At 52.8% G+C, this 16,748-nt stretch carries 12 protein-coding genes and 1 pseudogene; 2 read left to right on the top strand and 11 right to left on the bottom strand.

Translation table 11 applies throughout. The features are described from left to right. Nucleotides 1-675: 675 nt before the first annotated feature. The 4 genes and pseudogenes from DXV75_RS01315 to DXV75_RS01300 form a co-directional block, all read right to left on the bottom strand. A pseudogene (locus tag DXV75_RS01315) lies at nucleotides 676-3,777 on the bottom strand (efflux RND transporter permease subunit); the annotation flags it as partial. Between the two features lie 17 nt (nucleotides 3,778-3,794). Further along, on the bottom strand, nucleotides 3,795-5,534 hold the full coding sequence (locus tag DXV75_RS01310; protein ID WP_115591419.1) for an efflux RND transporter periplasmic adaptor subunit: 1,740 nt from the start codon (nucleotides 5,532-5,534) through the stop codon (nucleotides 3,795-3,797). Beyond that, entirely contained in the window at nucleotides 5,534-6,898 is a 1,365-nt protein-coding gene (locus tag DXV75_RS01305) for a TolC family protein (protein WP_115591418.1), read from the bottom strand. Before DXV75_RS01305 ends, DXV75_RS01310 begins: the two co-directional genes overlap by 1 nt. A gap of 116 nt (nucleotides 6,899-7,014) precedes the next feature. Continuing rightward, entirely contained in the window at nucleotides 7,015-7,416 is a 402-nt protein-coding gene (locus tag DXV75_RS01300) for a hypothetical protein (protein WP_115591417.1), read from the bottom strand. 217 nt (nucleotides 7,417-7,633) lie between these two features. On the opposite strand from DXV75_RS01300, the gene add reads away from it, so the two are divergent. Beyond that, entirely contained in the window at nucleotides 7,634-8,632 is a 999-nt protein-coding gene (gene add / locus DXV75_RS01295) for an adenosine deaminase (RefSeq protein WP_115591416.1), read from the top strand. A gap of 30 nt (nucleotides 8,633-8,662) precedes the next feature. Further along, nucleotides 8,663-9,079 carry a GFA family protein gene (locus DXV75_RS01290; protein ID WP_115591415.1) on the top strand — a complete coding sequence of 139 codons (417 nt, stop codon included), beginning with the start codon at nucleotides 8,663-8,665 and terminating at the stop codon, nucleotides 9,077-9,079. Nucleotides 9,080-9,180: 101 nt separating this feature from the next. Here the strand turns inward: DXV75_RS01290 and DXV75_RS01285 are convergent, their stop codons facing one another. The 7 genes from DXV75_RS01285 to DXV75_RS01260 form a co-directional block, all read right to left on the bottom strand. Further along, complete coding sequence (locus DXV75_RS01285) at nucleotides 9,181-10,623, bottom strand: S10 family peptidase (RefSeq protein ID WP_220272493.1); 1,443 nt, start codon at nucleotides 10,621-10,623, stop codon at nucleotides 9,181-9,183. Between the two features lie 205 nt (nucleotides 10,624-10,828). After that, nucleotides 10,829-10,969: a hypothetical protein gene (locus tag DXV75_RS17085; protein WP_181898317.1), complete on the bottom strand. Its 141-nt coding sequence runs from the start codon at nucleotides 10,967-10,969 to the stop codon at nucleotides 10,829-10,831. 52 nt (nucleotides 10,970-11,021) lie between these two features. Next, nucleotides 11,022-11,729 (bottom strand): transglutaminase-like domain-containing protein, encoded by a 708-nt coding sequence (locus DXV75_RS01280; RefSeq protein ID WP_245953080.1) that lies wholly within the window; start codon nucleotides 11,727-11,729, stop codon nucleotides 11,022-11,024. 62 nt (nucleotides 11,730-11,791) lie between these two features. After that, entirely contained in the window at nucleotides 11,792-13,027 is a 1,236-nt protein-coding gene (locus DXV75_RS01275; RefSeq protein WP_115591412.1) for a hypothetical protein, read from the bottom strand. A gap of 146 nt (nucleotides 13,028-13,173) precedes the next feature. Next, a complete protein-coding gene (locus DXV75_RS01270; RefSeq protein WP_115591411.1) occupies nucleotides 13,174-13,956 on the bottom strand; it encodes an NnrU family protein in 783 nt (260 codons plus the stop codon). Between the two features lie 30 nt (nucleotides 13,957-13,986). Then, nucleotides 13,987-14,823 carry a class I SAM-dependent methyltransferase gene (locus tag DXV75_RS01265; RefSeq protein ID WP_115591410.1) on the bottom strand — a complete coding sequence of 279 codons (837 nt, stop codon included), beginning with the start codon at nucleotides 14,821-14,823 and terminating at the stop codon, nucleotides 13,987-13,989. Nucleotides 14,824-14,983: 160 nt separating this feature from the next. Continuing rightward, complete coding sequence (locus DXV75_RS01260; RefSeq protein WP_181898316.1) at nucleotides 14,984-16,603, bottom strand: winged helix-turn-helix domain-containing protein; 1,620 nt, start codon at nucleotides 16,601-16,603, stop codon at nucleotides 14,984-14,986. Nucleotides 16,604-16,748: the final 145 nt, after the last annotated feature.

The raw sequence follows: 16,748 nt of genomic DNA, 5'->3' as shown, positions 1-16,748 counted from the left end.
GCCGCCACCAATCCCCAGCAGGGTGAGCCAGAACAGCAGACGATTGTCGATTTCCTCACCGGAGGAGTAATCCATGACATGGAAACGAAACATCCAGTCAAACAGACGCCAGAACGTATGGCGCTTGCCTGCCAACTCTCCGGTTTGAGCCTGTATGTAAATGGTTGGCGCAGCGAAATTGTCGAAGTCCACCCGCCAGGCCGGTAACGCTCTGGGGCTTAATTCAAACGGCGGGTTTTCCGTAATCAGCTCAGCCTGTTCCACTTCTCCGTCACCGGTATAGTATGCCTTCGCCAGTTCAACGGCGGTAGCTTCGTCCAGCGGCGACAGCACTTTGCCATTGTGCGCACTGACCATCACCCGTTGCTCACCTGCACGGAAGCGGTAAACCGCTTGCCCGGCCAGCGTACCCAGTGACACATCGTGAGCGCCTCTATGGTCAGCAAATAGCTCAGCCTGAGAATAGTGAATGGTGTTGGGGTCAATTTTATCCTGCGGCGTATGTACCAGGGTGTCGCCGTGAATGTAATCAATATCAAAAAACACCATGTAGGTACCGGTCACTGACCAGATCACAAACTGCAGTCCAATGAACGCCATCAGCCACTTGTGGTATTTACGGCTGGTTTTGAGCAGGCTGAACGGCGGTCGGGTGTCATTGCCAACCTGGTGGCTTCGCCACAGGAAGTAAATGGCAGGCAACACAAGCAAGGTCAGCAGCACGGCACTGGCCATACCGCCCACCATGGGCGCAGCAATCCGGCTCATCACTTCCGAACCGGTGCCACTGCCGTAAAGAATAGGAAGCAAACCAATAATAATGGTAGCGACCGTCATCATCACCGGGCGGACCCGCATTCCGGCACCATCCGTTACTGCCTGCGCCAAATCGCTGCGGGTCAAGGCCCGCCCCTGCCGGGCACAGTCTTCCTGCATGGCCTGATATGACTGGTTCAGGTATACCAGCATGATCACGCCAATCTCAACCGCAACGCCGGCAAGGGCAATGAAGCCAACCCCAACAGCCACCGAGAAATTGAAGCCCTCCAGGTACATCAACCACAGGCCACCAATCAGGGCCATTGGCAACGACACCACGATGATCGCCACTTCACTGAATGAGCGGAAATTCAGGTACAGCAGCACCAGAATAATTGCCAGAGTCAGCGGTAACACATAGCTGAGCTTTTCCTTGGCCCGTTCCATGTATTCGTACTGCCCGGCCCAGTTCAGTGAATAACCGGCCGGCAATTCCAGCTTATCGGCCAGCGCCGCTTTGGCGTTGGCAACATAACTGCCAATGTCCACACCGTCGATGTCGATGTAGCTCCAGCCATTGATGCGGGCGTTTTCACTTTTGATCCCCGGCGGGCCACTTTCCACATACACCCGGGCAACATCACCCAGGGCGATACGCTGCCCGGTGGGTGTCACGATAGGGAGCCGCGCCAGACTCTCCGGGGAGTTGCGGTAGTCCTGCGGGTAACGCAAATTAACCGGGTAACGTTCCTGGCCTTCAACGGTCTGAGTCACATTCATGCCTCCAATGGCGGTGGAAATCACCTGCTGCACATCGGCAATGTTGAGACCAAACCGGCTGGCTTTGTCACGCTGAATGTCCACTTTGATGTAGCGGCCACCGGCGACCCTTTCGGAATACACCGATGCGGTTCCCGGCACATCTTTAAGAATGGTTTCCAGTTGCTGGCCGATGTCCTGGATCACCGCCAGGTCTGGCCCGGCTACCTTAATGCCCACCGGGGTCTTGATGCCGGTTGCCAGCATGTCAATGCGGGTTTTGATGGGCATCACCCAGGCGTTGGTCAGGCCCGGAAACTTCACTAAAGAATCCAGTTCCGCCTTCAGGCTTTCGGTAGTCAGCCCCTCACGCCATTCACTTTTGGGTTTGAGTTGAATGAAGGTTTCAATCATGGTCAGTGGCGCTGGGTCAGTTGCCGTATCCGCCCGCCCCACTTTACCGAACACGTTCTGTACTTCCGGGACGGTGCGTATGAGCTTATCGGTTTGCTGCAACAACTCACGGGCTTTCCCTATCGACACTCCCGGGTAGGTGGTGGGCATGTACATCAGGTCGCCCTCATCCAGTGGCGGAATGAATTCACTGCCAATTTTGTCCAGCGGATAGAAACCCAGTACCGTGATCACCATAGCCGCAAGCAATGTCGCTTTAGGAAATTTCAGTACCTGTTTCAATACCGGCAGGTAAGCCGCAATCAGTAACCGGTTGAGCGGGTTTTTATGCTCAGAAATCACCTTGCCGCGAATGAAGTAACCCATTAGCACCGGCACCAGCGTAATGGCAAGCCCGGCCGACGCTGCCATGGCGTAGGTTTTGGTATAGGCCAGCGGCGAGAACATCCTGCCTTCCTGGGCTTCGAGAATAAATACCGGCAGGAACGACACAGTAATGATCAACAGGCTGAAAAACAGAGCCGGCCCTACTTCCGAGGCGGCCTTGGCGACAATCTGCCAACGGTTTTCATCGGTGAGAGGGGTCTTCTCCATATGCTTGTGCATATTTTCGATCATCACAATGGCACCGTCGGTCATGGCCCCGATGGCAATGGCTATGCCCCCCAGTGACATAATGTTGGCATTAATGCCTTGCAGGTACATCACAATGAACGATACCAAAATACCCAGCGGCAAGGTCACCACCGCCACAATCGAAGAGCGCAGATGGAACAGGAACGCCACGCAAACCAATGCCACCACAGCCAGTTCTTCGAGCAGCTTGCTCCATAGGTTGTCCACTGCTCGTTCAATCAGTTGCGAACGGTCGTAGACGGTCACCACTTCCACGCCGTCGGGCAACGAACGCTGCAACTCAGCCAGTTTGGCTTTAACTCCATCGATGGTTTTCTGCGCATTTTCACCAAAGCGCATCACCACCACGCCACCAACCACTTCGCCTTCACCATTGAGCTCAGCTATACCACGGCGCATCTGTGGCCCAACATTAACCTGTGCCACATCGCCGATGGTCAGCGGTGTGCCGGAGGCATTAATGCCCAGCGGGATGGATTCGATATCGGCTACTGATTGAATGTAGCCGGTGGCAGTGACCATGTATTCGGCTTCGGCCATTTCAATGACCGACGCACCGGTTTCCTGGTTGCCCTTGTCCAACGCCAGCTGGATCAAAGACAAGGGAATGCCGTAGGCGCGCAGTTTATCCGGGTCCACCTGCACCTGATACTGTTTGACCATACCGCCCACGGTGGCCACTTCCGAGACACCGGGTACCGTTTGCAGTTCGTACTTGAGGAACCAGTCCTGAATACTGCGCAACTGGCTGATGTCGTGGCGGCCGGTTTTGTCGGCCAGAGCATAAATGTACACCCAGCCTACACCGGTGGCGTCCGGCCCAAGCTCCGGTTTGGCATTGGCCGGCAGGTTGGATGCGGCCTGGCTGAGGTATTCCAGCACCCGGCTGCGCGCCCAGTATAAATCGGTGTCATCATCAAAAATGATGTAGACGTAAGAATCCCCGAAGAACGAAAACCCCCTTACCGTTTGTGCACCGGGCACCGACAACATGGCCGTAGTAAGCGGAAAGGTGATCTGATCCTGCACTACCTGGGGTGCCTGCCCGGGGTAGCTGGTCTTGACTATTACCTGCACGTCGGACAAATCAGGAATGGCGTCCACCGGCGTATTTTTAAGCGCAAAAAGACCGGCAAAAATCACAATCAGGGTCGACAGCAGAACAAAAAAGCGGTTGCCGACCGACCATCGAATTATGGCTTCAATCATTGATAATGGCTCCCGGTTCAGTGATTGCTGTGATCAGCATGGCCAGCCATATCATGCCCGCCGGCATCAACCGGCGTAATCGCCACCACCACAAAATCGTCGCCGACTTCAAAAGTAAAGCTGACGGTCATGCCCGCCTTGAGCAAGGAAAGGTCAATGTCATCTGCCACTCTGAAGTCCATGGTGGCGGGCGGCCTGTCCCATTTTTCGATGGCGCCGCGGCTGATATTCAGCACTCGGTTTTCGCTGTCCACCGTATTGATCACACCGTTTACTGTGGCCGAAGAAGCGCTGTTGTCCATGCCTTGCATAATGTGGATGCCTGTTAACCTGTAGCCACCACCAGAGGTTTTGGTCACTTCAAAATGCAGCGACTGCCCGGCTTCCAGGGCATCCATATCAACCGATTCGTCAACGGTAAAATCCATCGTCATTTCAGGCCAGTTCCACGCCTCGGCCGGGCCATGGGTAATGTTGACCATGCGATGCCCCGCCATCACCGAGTTCACACTGCCTTCCATCCACACTGAATCCGGCTCGGCGTCATGGCTCATGCGCTTGAAATCGGAGGTTTTGCTTGACTCGGAATCAATCAGAAACTGGGCCGAGGTGACCACCACGTCGCCTTCGGCAAGGCCATCAAGGATCTCAATATTTTCCCCGGTCACCCGCCCGATGCTTACCGCCACCGACTTAAAGCGCCCGTCGCCCTTATCGAGTACCACCCGGTCCTGCTTGCCGGTGCGGATCACCGATTCTTTCGGCACCACCAGGGTATTGGGCGACTCACCTGCAACAATGGTAACTTGCGCAAACATGTTGGGCTTGAGCTGATGCTCAGGGTTGCTAAAGCGCATGCGAACCCGCAACGTGCGGTTCTGGGCGTCCAGCGTCGGGTAAACATAATCCACCACGCCCTGCCAGGTTTTACCCGGCAGATAGTCCAGCGTCATGGTGACCGGCAGCCCTGCCCTTACCAGTGCGGCATCCCGTTCAAACACCTCGGCTTCCACCCACACTTCATTAAGCTGCCCAATGCTCATCAGCGTGGTGCCGGGCTGAACGAAGAATCCTTCACGGATCTGCAATCCATCCACCACACCGGACTGCGGAGAATAAAAGGTCACACTCTGGTAAACCTTCCTGTTTTTCATCAGCTTGGCAATAAATTCCGGCGACAGATGCAACGACTGCAGGCGCTCTTTGGCAGCGCTGACCAGGGTTTCGTTGTTACGCCTGAGGGCAATCAACAATTCTTCCTGCGCGGTCACCAGCTGGGGCGAATACAGCGTGTACAGGGGCTGTCCCTTGCTTACCGGCTCACCGGCGGCCTTAACGAAAAGCTGTTCAATCCAGCCTTCCACTCTGGGGTGAATGTGCACCAGAGTGTCTTCGTCATACTGCACATAGCCCACCGTTAACAAGTTGGATTCCAATGAAGTGCGCACCACTTTGGCGGTTCTCACCCCCAGGTTATTCACCACATCAGGCGAGATGGTTACCGTGCCGGCACTGTTGTCTGCGGCCCCGGCGTCTTCTTCATAAACCGGAATAAGGTCCATCCCCATCGGCGATTTACCGGGTTTGTCACGACGGTAGTTCGAGTCCATCGGCGCCACCCAGTACAATGGTTTCTTCTCACCGGAAGCGTCACTTTGATGTGCCTGTTCAGCCGGTTGCAATACCCACAGCGCTGCGGCTCCTATCGCTGCACCCGCCAGCGCCGCCACGATTATTGTTTTTGTTTTCTCGGACATTAGTTGTCTCCCATTACAGGTGCCGGATTGGATCCGGATTGGGCAAAATAGTAATTCAGCTGCGCGGTGATTTTGAGAATATCCACCTCGATTTGAAGCGCAGCAATTTTGGCGTTCAGTTCCGCGATACGGGCACGGATCACCTCAGCGAAATCACCGTCATCATTAGTGTAGGCGGTCAGCGAGGCCTCAGACTGTTCGCGCACCTGAGCCAGCAGTTCCTCGCTGTACAACCCATCACGCTGTCTGAGCCGCGCCAATTGACGAAGCCCTTTTTCAACCTGACTGAGCATGGCCTTGAGGGTTAGCAGCTTTTCGGTTTTCACCGATTCGGCCATAGCCACTGAAGCCGAAACCTGTTTGTCCTGGCGGTTCTCGGAAAACAGTGGCAGGTCGAAGGTGACGCCCACGGAGAAAAAATCAGCCCGGTCCATGCCATTGGGCGCACTGTCCCTGTAGGCATAACTGGCGTTAACGCCCCACTGGGGCTGGTTTTGCTGACGGGCCAGTTCGGTTTCCTTATGCGCAACCTGCTGGGAAACGTCAATTGCCAGTATTGCAGGGTGGCCAGCCAGACGGCGAGCCAGTTCGCTGCGTGAAAGCCCGGCATCGGCCAGAGGGTCTAACGTCAACTCCGGCAATCGCTCTGCAACACCTTCAGCCAGCACAACGTTGTCGAAGTTCATCAGCATGTCAGGGTTAGCGGCGTCAAACTGATACAGCCACTCTGACAATTGTGCAGCAGCAGCTTCAAGTTGCTGGTACTGTACCGTCAAACGGTCATCCAACTGCACCAGCTCCAACTGGGCACGAATGATGTCCTGCTGACGGGTCTTACCCGTGGCCGATGCGTAACTGGCGCGGGTTACCTCCACCAGTTGTTCAAACAGGGCTTTGTCCTGTTCAATTAACGCAATGGTGGCCTGTGCCTGGTACACCTCCAGCCACAACTGGGTCACTTTACTCTCTATTGTGGCCCGACGATCGTCGCGCAGCAGGGGATATTTCTGTGACTCGGCCTTCAACTGCCCCTGACGAATTTCCAGCGCATCCCCACGTGGAAACATCTGGGTTACGCCAATTTTGAACTGGGTCATGGCTTCCTGATCAAAGCTCCAGCTGTCCATCGGCAGGTTCATCAGGCCAATGGAGACTGTAGGGTCCGGCAATGTACCGGCTGCCACAACCTGTTCTTCCAGCGCCTGCTGTTTCAACAGGCTGCCTTTCACCCAGGGGTCGTTACTGAGCGCTATATCAATGGCATGCTGCAGCGAAAGCGCCTCCTGTGAGTGAGCACTCACCGCTTGCAAAAAACCACAGAACAAAATACCCAGGCGTACTGAACGCAATGTATTCACAAGCATCGGAATTGTCCCTTGTAAAAAAAATTAGTTGATATTTATGATATCGGGTCAACGCTCAGTGGCAGCCCATTGTAACCGCCTCAGGTACGGTAAATTTCAGGCACAATGATCCTGTATCAGGTAATTATCGGTGGGCGATAAAGGGAAGTAATACTGGATTTTGGGGTTGCAGACTGGGCAGCTGCGTAGACCTCAGACTGCACGCCAGCCTCTGCTATTTGTAGCTGGAAACTGACACAGGTGTAGGAAGTACAGGCGTTCATCGGGCACTGGCAATCGGATGCACAGCAGTCCTGTGCTGCCTGCGCTTCTGCAACGGGAGCCATGTCATGGTTCATATCACCATGCTGCATCATGGCGTGGCCCATGGCTGCGTGGCTATTCTGCGCCGGCTTTGAAGCCGGTGTACCGGTTGCCTGCATGGCCATTTCGCAATGCATTTCGGCGTACGAAAACGCCTGCCCGCAAAGAGCAACCATCACAGCAAAAACGGTAAACAGCCTGGCAATCGAATTCAATTCAAAACCTTTGAGTGAAACAGCGCGTCAATACTATCCAACACAGCCCCGATTTGTAAAGTTTGTGGCCTTTTATTGGTGCACTTGCTCAATTTTGGCCCTCTTCAGGTGGGTTTTACTCCGTTTTACTGCCCATGCCTGTCGGCTGGAGTAACACTCAGCCTTCTGGAACAGTATTTGCTGCTCCCCGCCTTTTGCTGTATCGAGAATCTGGATTATGAAAGCATTTATCGAAAACATGCCCAAGGCAGAATTACACGTCCACATTGAAGGCACCCTGGAGCCGGAACTCAGCTTTGCATTGGCCAAGAAAAACAACGTTAGCTTACCGTTCGACACGCCTCAGGCACTGATTGCCGCTTACGACTTTTACGATCTTCCCTCATTTTTGAAAATTTACTATGCCGGCATGAGCGTGCTAATTGAAGAAGACGATTTCTATCAGCTCACCTGGGATTATCTGGCCAAAGCCGCTTCACAAAACATTGTTTACGCCGAAATATTCTTTGACCCCCAGGGCCATACCATTCGCGGCGTGGCCTTCGACACTGTGATTAAGGGCATTCGCCGGGCCCAGTGCGATGCCGAGAACAAGCTTGGTATACGCAGCCAGCTCATAATGTGTTTTTTACGCGATATGAGCGCCGAGTCTGCCATGGAGCACCTTAAACTGGCCGAGCCGTATCTGGACTGGCTGGTAGGCGTTGGACTCGATTCTGACGAGTTCAATAACCCGCCGATAAAATTCAAAGACGTTTTCGCGCTGGCACGGAAATGGGGTTTAAAACTCACCATGCATTGCGACGTAAATCAAAAAAATACTTTAGAACACATTCGACAGGTGCTTGAAGAAATAGAAGTCGATCGAATCGATCACGGCGTTAATGCGCTGGAATCAGACGAGTTGTGTGAACTGATCAAAAGCAAAGGGCTGGGCCTCACTGTGTGCCCCGTTTCGAACCAGTTTGTGGTCCAGTCACTGACTTCAGGGGAAATCCGCGACATGCTCAAGCGGGGTATGAAAGCCACCATCAACTCTGACGATCCGGCCTATTTCAGGGCTTACCTGAACGAAAACCTGATTGCCCTGCAACAGGAAGGCGACTTTTCCCGTTCGGAATTGAAAACCCTGATGGCAAATGCGTTTTCCGTAACCTGGTTGCCAGAAAGTGACAAGCGAGCGTATTTGGATAGACTGGAACAATACTACGCTTGATTATTGGGCAGCCACGGCTGGGGAAAAACAATGGAACGAAAAGCACAATGTATGTGCGGAAAACTGACGATTCAGGTGCGGGGAGACCCAAGCATCACCCTGGCCTGCAACTGCCAGAACTGCCAGCGTCGCACTGGCTCAGTGTTTGGCGTAGGAGCGTATTTTGATAACCACAAAATTACCGGGCGGGAGGGTACGCCCAAATCGTTCCGAGTTGCAACGGAGAGTGGCAACTCGGTCACTACTTATTTTTGTTCCAATTGCGGCTCCACACTTTATATAGAAGCGGAAATGTTTACGGGCATGACGGGAATACCAGTGGGGTGCTTTACCGATCCAGGCTTTCCTGAGCCCACACTGTCAGCGTGGAATCAGTCAAAATATGATTGGGTTCAATTTCCAGAACACTGGCTTAAGCTTGAAAAGCAAGCCCCCAATAAAAGCTGATAACCCGTTGGCCATAAACAGCGCCCCAATTTACAGGGCACCATGCGGGTGAACTGCGCGTTCAATATTGGTCTGCGTTGTATCCCTTATGAAACGCCCGCTTATTTCACAAGATAAAAAGCGCGGGTGTCTTCCGCCAGTTTTTGCAACGATGGATGGTGCAGATACATCATATGCCCGGACTCATAGTAAGTCATGGTGACCCGGCTCATATCAATCCCGTGGCGGCCAAAAGTAAACTCGGCATCAAAAAACGGCGTGGAATAATCGTAGTAACCACTGGCAACCATCACTTTTAACGCCGGGTTTTTGCTCATGCCTTCGGCCAGATAGGAAGCCGCATGCACAAACTGGGGCTCACTGTGGCTGCCGCGATGCCAGACCCAGTTATCACCGACTTCAGAGCTGCTCACAATGTATGGCTGCAGCCAGCTAACACCGAGATCATTATGCAGATAATCATTCAGCGCGGCGGTATAGGCAGCACTGACCGCGGCACTGGCGGCATCATAACGGGTTGTCACGGCCAGATCGTCTGTTTCATTGGTGGTATAGCGGCTGTCAAAATTACCGGTCGACAGACCTTCTTCCCGCAGCAGTTGTTTTTCAAACCGGTTGGCCTGTACCCTGAGGTTCGCACGCTTGACATAGTTCACATCCAGTCCCAGATAACCAGCGAGCTTTGAGGCCACCTGATTGAACTCTGCAGCAGGCAAGCGGCTTCCTTTGAACAGGGCCGGCAGGTATTCATTCACCGCAAAACTGCGCACTTCTTCAAGATGTTCAGTCAGGCTGGCAGGGCGGTCGGCCAGTTTGTTGTGGTACCAGGCGGTAGCAGACATACTCGGCAAATAGGTGACATAGGCCAGCATGTTGTGCGGAGTCCAGGGCGTACTGCCGGTAAAGTCGAGCGCCTGGGAAACCATAATAATGCCATTCAAACGAATGGGCTCTTCGCGATTGTGCAGATACGGCAGCATCGCCGCGCTGCGGGTGGTACCAAAGCTTTCTCCCAGTACATACTTGGGGCTGTTCCAACGTTTATTTTTGCGGATCCACTCCCGAATCACCGTAGCGGTGGTTTTGGCGTCTTCCTTGAGGCCCCACACGTCTTCAGCAGTACCTTTACCTGCCAGCTTACTGAATCCGGTACCCACAGGGTCAATCAACACAATATCGGTCACGTCCAGAATGGAATACTCGTTGTCCACCATCTGGTACGGTGCATTGCCAGCGTCCTGGGCATCACTGGGCACCACAACCCGTTTTGGCCCCACCATCCCCATGTGTAACCACACTGACGAAGACCCTGGCCCGCCATTAAACACAAAGGTAACCGGGCGATTAGCCTGTTTTTCCTTGGCCAGATAGGCGGTAGTAACAACACTGGCATACACCCCGCCTTCGCTGTCTTTGAGCAACATATTGCTTACTTCGGCACTGTAATCCAGCTTGCGGCCACCGAACTTGCCGGTGTGCGATGTCACAAAGCTTTGTTCTTCCGGAATGGGAAGGGAAGGGTCGCTTTCATGCTCATTTGCCATTGAAACGGCATTGAAACTGAGCACAGAGACCAAAATCAGGAGTTTTTTACTTATCATCATCACTTCTTAATGTGTAGTTGCCTGGATTGGAGTTTCAAAAACCACCAGTTGCGGGTGGTTTATTGAGGTTAAATATTCAACCGGGCGTTTTTGGTATCACAGGTTAATACTTTGAGAACCAGCACCGGGCTGTCTTTTTTCAGTTTTAGCAGTTGCGCTTCTTTCTCGACAATGAAGAAACACTGATGGCCGAATGCCCTTCCCCCATGTGAATACCATGCCGGTACTGGCGCCCCTCGGTGACCTGATGAACGTCAACCGCGATGCTCTGGTGTTGGCCTGCCAACGGCCTGCTGGTTTTTGTCTCTACCCAGCTGTAACCAAAACTCTGATTTGGATCAGATGCTGCTAAGCTGACGAATTTTAACCGGCATCAGGTTTACCGCATTGATAACGGACATGGAGTAGCCCGGGCCTTCCTTCGCCAAATCACTCGCCGGTAAATAAAAAGCCTGTGCAAACCCGGCGCCGTACAACGCAGCATCGACAATATTCCAGCGTTCGTTGTGCCACACTTCTGCCCAGGCATGGCCATAAGCCACCACCTCATCTGGCAACTCAACAATTACCGAACCGACAATTACCCGCGCAGGTAAACCCAGCGCACGGGCTAGCGCCGTAGACAAAACCGCGTATTCCGTACAGTCACCGCTTTGCTGAGCCGCTACTACCGAAGCAATATTGAAACCGTGAATAGAGGTAGGGTTCACCATAAACTCACTCACGTATTCTGCCAGTTGCTCTAACCTCACCGCTTCCCCGGGCAAAGTTTTGAAACCGGCCACGAACTCCTGAGTAGCACTTTCATCAAAATCCACCACAAAACTGGCCTTTGAGTGCTGCTCCTGTACGCTGCCGGTGTATTGAGGCTGCGCCTTCATGGTAACAGCGAGAACATTGTCACTCACCGGAGCAGTGGTAACTCCCTGCCACTCACGCAGCGCTGCTGCGATTGCTTCAGGGTTACGGGTTTCCAGCTCAAAACGAATTTCACTTGAAAGTGGCAAGGACTGCTCGGGCTTGAGAGCTATGCTCAATTGCGCCATCGAAGGCACTGTTTGGGCAAAAGCTCCCCAGCTCCAACAGCAAATCAACCAGGCAGTTATCCTCATGGCCACTTGGGCTCGCCACTCACGTGCAATAATTCCATCTGCATGCTGATTGGCCCCTGGCTAAGGGTACCTCGCTGGATAACCCCCAGATCGTCGGCCATGACCTTCATCACAATCGGCCCCATATCAATCTGGATGTTGGCATTGGGGTCATCCGCTATTTTGGTCAGAGTGATCTTGAGCGCAGAGGTCGGGTCGGCATCGCTGGACCACATGTAAACTTCGCTGGCCTGCTGCTCCGACTTGAGCAGATTCGCAGTTTCCTGATAACTGCCAAACCCTGAAATCAGCCAGTCGTTGTACTCCAGCGTCGCTGATATCGGCTTGCCCTGCATTTGCCCATTTACCTGCCACCTGTCATCCGCAATAGCCAGGGAAAACTCGGATGCCAGTACGTCATTTTCAACCGAGTACTCGGTGGCATTAATAATTGAACCATCGGGCCGGCTCCAGGTAGTAGAAACCGTATCCGAACGGGAAACGCTGTTTGCATTGACTGGAAGCATCATGGCCGATTCATTGATTATCCTGATGTCACCGTCCTGATCGGTAGTGTATTTTTCGCGGCTGTACCCTACCGGTAATCCGTTAAAAGAGAGCTGGTAGATGGGTTCAAAAAATTCGGCGTCAGTATCGCTCGCCAGAAAGGCACCGACAAAAGATTTAAACACGGTTAGAAACGTATCACGGTAACCCAATTCATTGTGTACACAAATCTGCAAGCTGTTGTCGGTTTGCGCCGACAAGCCCTTAAGCACACCACTCACCTTTTCGTTACCCTCACCCAGGCTGTACATCGTATCTAACAGCATGTAAGGCGTATCCCCTATCAAGCCAATATCCATAGCGTAATTGAAGGTTGATGAGAGGGTCTTTTTGTTGATGGCCTCTGCCCCTTTTACACTATGGCTGACAATGCTGTACAGGCTGGACGCGGTACCATCAAACTCGGTCAGGACATAACACTCAACCGGAGTATCAGAACCAATGCCAACCGAGTAATACCAATAGCCATCTCCCTGTTCAACAAGCTCTGCATTACCCAGTACCTTGTGCTTGACGTTCAGGGCTTCTATTGCCAGTTCAGTGGTATTTTTCACTTCGGCCTCTCTGGCCATCGCTGTTTTGAACCACTCAGGGAATTGCTCCAGGGGAACCAGATCAACCGCATTGGCACCAACGGATACCGACAAACCCAAGACCAGGGAGGAGGCAGTTAAAGACAATTTCATAGAATTCTTCCTTGATATTTTTATTACGGCAAACAGAGTTTTACCTTTGACTGAATGACCAGACAATAACTGCTTGGCGTGATTTTTTCTATAAGAAATCCATTTCCGTGACTGCGCCATTGCATCATCGCCAGCGCTTCTGCTCGTCAGTAAACCTTTGGTATGAAGGCTGCTATCTTCTTTTTGTACTGAATGTAGGTTTCGCCAAAATTCTTCACCAAATCACGCTCCTCAAAATAAATGCCCACAAACATGTACAGCGTGAACAAAAGTGCCAGTACCAGGCGGGTTGTTGTCATCAGGGGCGTTGCCCACAACAGAATCAGCATGCCCAACATCATAGGGTGGCGGCTATAGCGGTACATATATTTATTGGTGAATGCCAGCGGTGTGTAAGGCCTGTTGCAAAAATACAGGTATACCTGGCGTAACCCCATCAACTCGAAGTGGTTGGTTACCAAGGTAGACAATAACAGATACACAATACCCATCACGTACAGCACATAAAGGGTGATCATCGCGACCTGATTCTGAACCTGCCAAAACACACCGGGCAATGACTGCCAGTAATACATGGCAATGCTGGAGACTACCCCTGACAACAACATGTACGTGGCCCGTTCCGCAGCTGCAGGGATCCATCTTGTCAGCCATTTCTTGAATTTGGCTCTGGCCATCAGGCTGTGCTGAAGGGCGAATAGCGCAATCAGCCCGCAGTCGACCAACAGCGCCAGCCAAACGGATTCAGACTGCCAGTGACTCAGGCCAACAGGCGCCAGAGCGCCTGCCCCGAGAATCAGCCAGAACAGTCCAAAACATCCCACGGCGTATCCAAGAAACCCGTAAGCAAGTACCGCAACACGCTTGCCCAGGTTGCCGGTATCGCCCGCAACAGGCGTGCTATGAGTGAGTGAATGGGTGCTTTGCATGATCTTATCCTCATTGAACCTGTTTATGGCTTAACGCTTTTGCACTACGATTTCCAGATACTCGGAAGGCACCACAATGGCTTCACCCTGGCTGCGGTTAAACCGGCCTATAAGCTGGTGAATGTCACTTTCGAGGTTAGCTGCCTGCTGCTCATCCAGAGCGGCAAAAGCTTTATGAACCGGGCCATAATAAGTGCGAAACAAATCAATCCAGTGCTGTGGTGAGCAGAAGCGAAAATTAAACTCCTTAACGCGATAGGTGATTTCCGATGCGTGCGGTTCGAATTGCTCATCAATAAAGGTTCGGGTTCCCCACAGTGCCGGTGACTTCACACCCACAGGCGGCGCAACATAGCTGCCAATCAGTTTGAACAACTGGCCAACAAAGCCCTCTGGCGTCCAGTTCACCAAGCCAATTTTTCCATTGGGTTTGCAAACACGAATGAGCTCTGCCGCACTTTGTACTTGGTTGGGCGCGAACATTACTCCAAAGGTCGACACCACGTTATCAAAGGTATCGTCAGCAAAGGGTAAAGCTTCGGCGTCTGCAAACTGGTAATCGATTTCCAGGCCTTCGGCCTCGGCACGCAGTTTTGACTGTTCCAGCAGCGTTTCAACGTAGTCGGTAGACACGACGTGGCAAAAACGGCGTGCTGCCGCCAGGGTAGCGTTGCCATTGCCTGCGGCCACATCCAGCACCGATTCTCCGGATTTCACGTCCAGAGATTCACACATCTGCTCGCCGGTGATCTGCAGGGTTACGCCAATGCGGCCGTAGTCGCCCGAGCCCCAGGTGGTACGTTGCTTTTCCTTGATGGCCGAATAGTTAATTTCATTCACGATTTGTGGTTGGGTTGCGGTTAACATGGATTTATCTCCTGATAATGTTGTAAGACACTATTGTCTCGACAGGAGCAATGATAGGTCGCAGCCTATCTCCAAGCTTGAAGATAGGTTGGAGGTTTTATGGGGATTTTGTGGAGATGGTAATTTACCTGAAAACAAAAGACTTCACAGTGGTTGGGAATCAGCTCAGCAAGGCATAATCCTGCATTTTCTGCATTTCTTCTGGTTTCACAAAACGCTGAATATCACTTATGGTCAATTTGGGCCTTATGCGCCTGGCATCCTCAAACGCTCTGGCGGCGGCTTCGGGCTGATCCGCCTGTGCCAGCGCCACACCCAATACAACCCGGGGTAAAAAGATTTTATCATCAAATGCGCAGGCATTTTGTGCCACTTCAATGGCTTCATCAACACGCCCGTAACTCAGCAACCCTCGGGCCAACAACGCCCCCCAGGCACCAATACGGTTGTCCCGCGGGCTAATGCGAATTCCGTGATACATATTTTTAAACCCTTCCTCATTGCCGGTTTGCAGTTGCGCCGCCCCCAGCGCCGCCCAGCCCTGCGCATTGCTGGGGTCCAGTTCAACACAGCGTTCCAGCAATTTAATACCGCGAAAAAAATCCCCCATGTCACTGAACGCACAGCCCACGTAACCCAAGACATCCGGATCCTGACTGTCCAGGGCAATGGCCTTTTCTGCCGCAGCCAAGGCTTCTTCGTGCCAGCCGTCATGATTGACCAATCCGACCAAATGGCCGATTGCCAGCGTCAGGGCCAGATAAGCATGAGCAAAAGCCAGTTCTGGGTCTTTGGCGATGGCATGACGCAGCAGGTCCGCACATTCCTCAAAACTCTCCTCACTCCAGCCTTTAAGGCCGAGCACCGCATGCCCCTGGCGGTAGAGTTCCCAGGCCGCCAGGTCCACCTGACGACGTTTGCGCAGGCACGCCAGTTCAACCCGGTTAATTTCAGGCTCAATGGCACTGGTAATGTTCAGGATAATGTCCTCAAGCTGCTCACCGAGGCTTTCCAACGGAAAATTTTTTCGGACACCCCACAGTACCCTATCGCTCTCGGTCTCCAGCAGTTTGACCGACAAGGTGAGCCGGTCTCCCAGGCTAGCGACCGAGCCATCAACTATATACTGCGCCCCCAGCTCACGAGCAATATTACTCTGACTGGCAGGGTTTGCCCGGTAGTAGGCACCGCTATTGCGCGACGTCACCAGAAAACCCGGTGTTCGGGCCAGATGAATGTTGATTTCTTCGTATAGGGTTTCGGCAAAGAAGCTGACCAGATCAGCCCCCAGACACTGGAAAGGCAATACGGCGATCACGATACGCTTGTCCGGGGCAAGGTTGCGGATGGGGAACAAACACACATTACCGTTTTCTTCACTGCCTGCCAGGGCACTCTGGCGCAGAAGTTCGTTTACGCCCCCCTGTTGATCGCTGCTGTCAGGCAACATAGTGGAGTTCTTCACTGCGGCCTGTTCCCGGACCGGCGAGATAAAGCGGAATCCACGGCGGTTTACCGTTGCAATGTATTTTTGAGTTTTGCCCCCGTCGCCTATGGCTTTTCGGGCAGCCTTTACGCAACTGCTCAGTGTTGACTCGCTGATGATCTTTCCGGCCCACAGAGTGTCCATCAGTTCTGATTTGCTGACGATGCGCTCCCGGTGCTGCAACAGATAGGCAAGCAAATTGAACACCTGTGGTTCAATGGCCTGCGGCTCACCGTTACTGCGCAGCTGATAACTGGTGGTATCCAGTTCGAAGTGATCAAAAGTAAAGTTCATAATAGCCGTCATTCCATCGATACGTTCAAGGTTGCAAGGGTCACATTTGCGCCGAACTCAGTATGACTCAAAGAGTATAGAAAAAGCACAAAATTTAAACACCTGTGAAAACGCGTCAATGAGTGTTATCCGGCCGCGCTTGACC

It is taken from the genome of Alteromonas aestuariivivens, assembly GCF_003367475.1.
Lineage (GTDB): Bacteria > Pseudomonadota > Gammaproteobacteria > Enterobacterales > Alteromonadaceae > Alteromonas > Alteromonas aestuariivivens.
The sequence above is the reverse complement of the archived record's forward strand: the minus strand, read 5'-3'. Positions and strand labels throughout refer to the sequence as shown.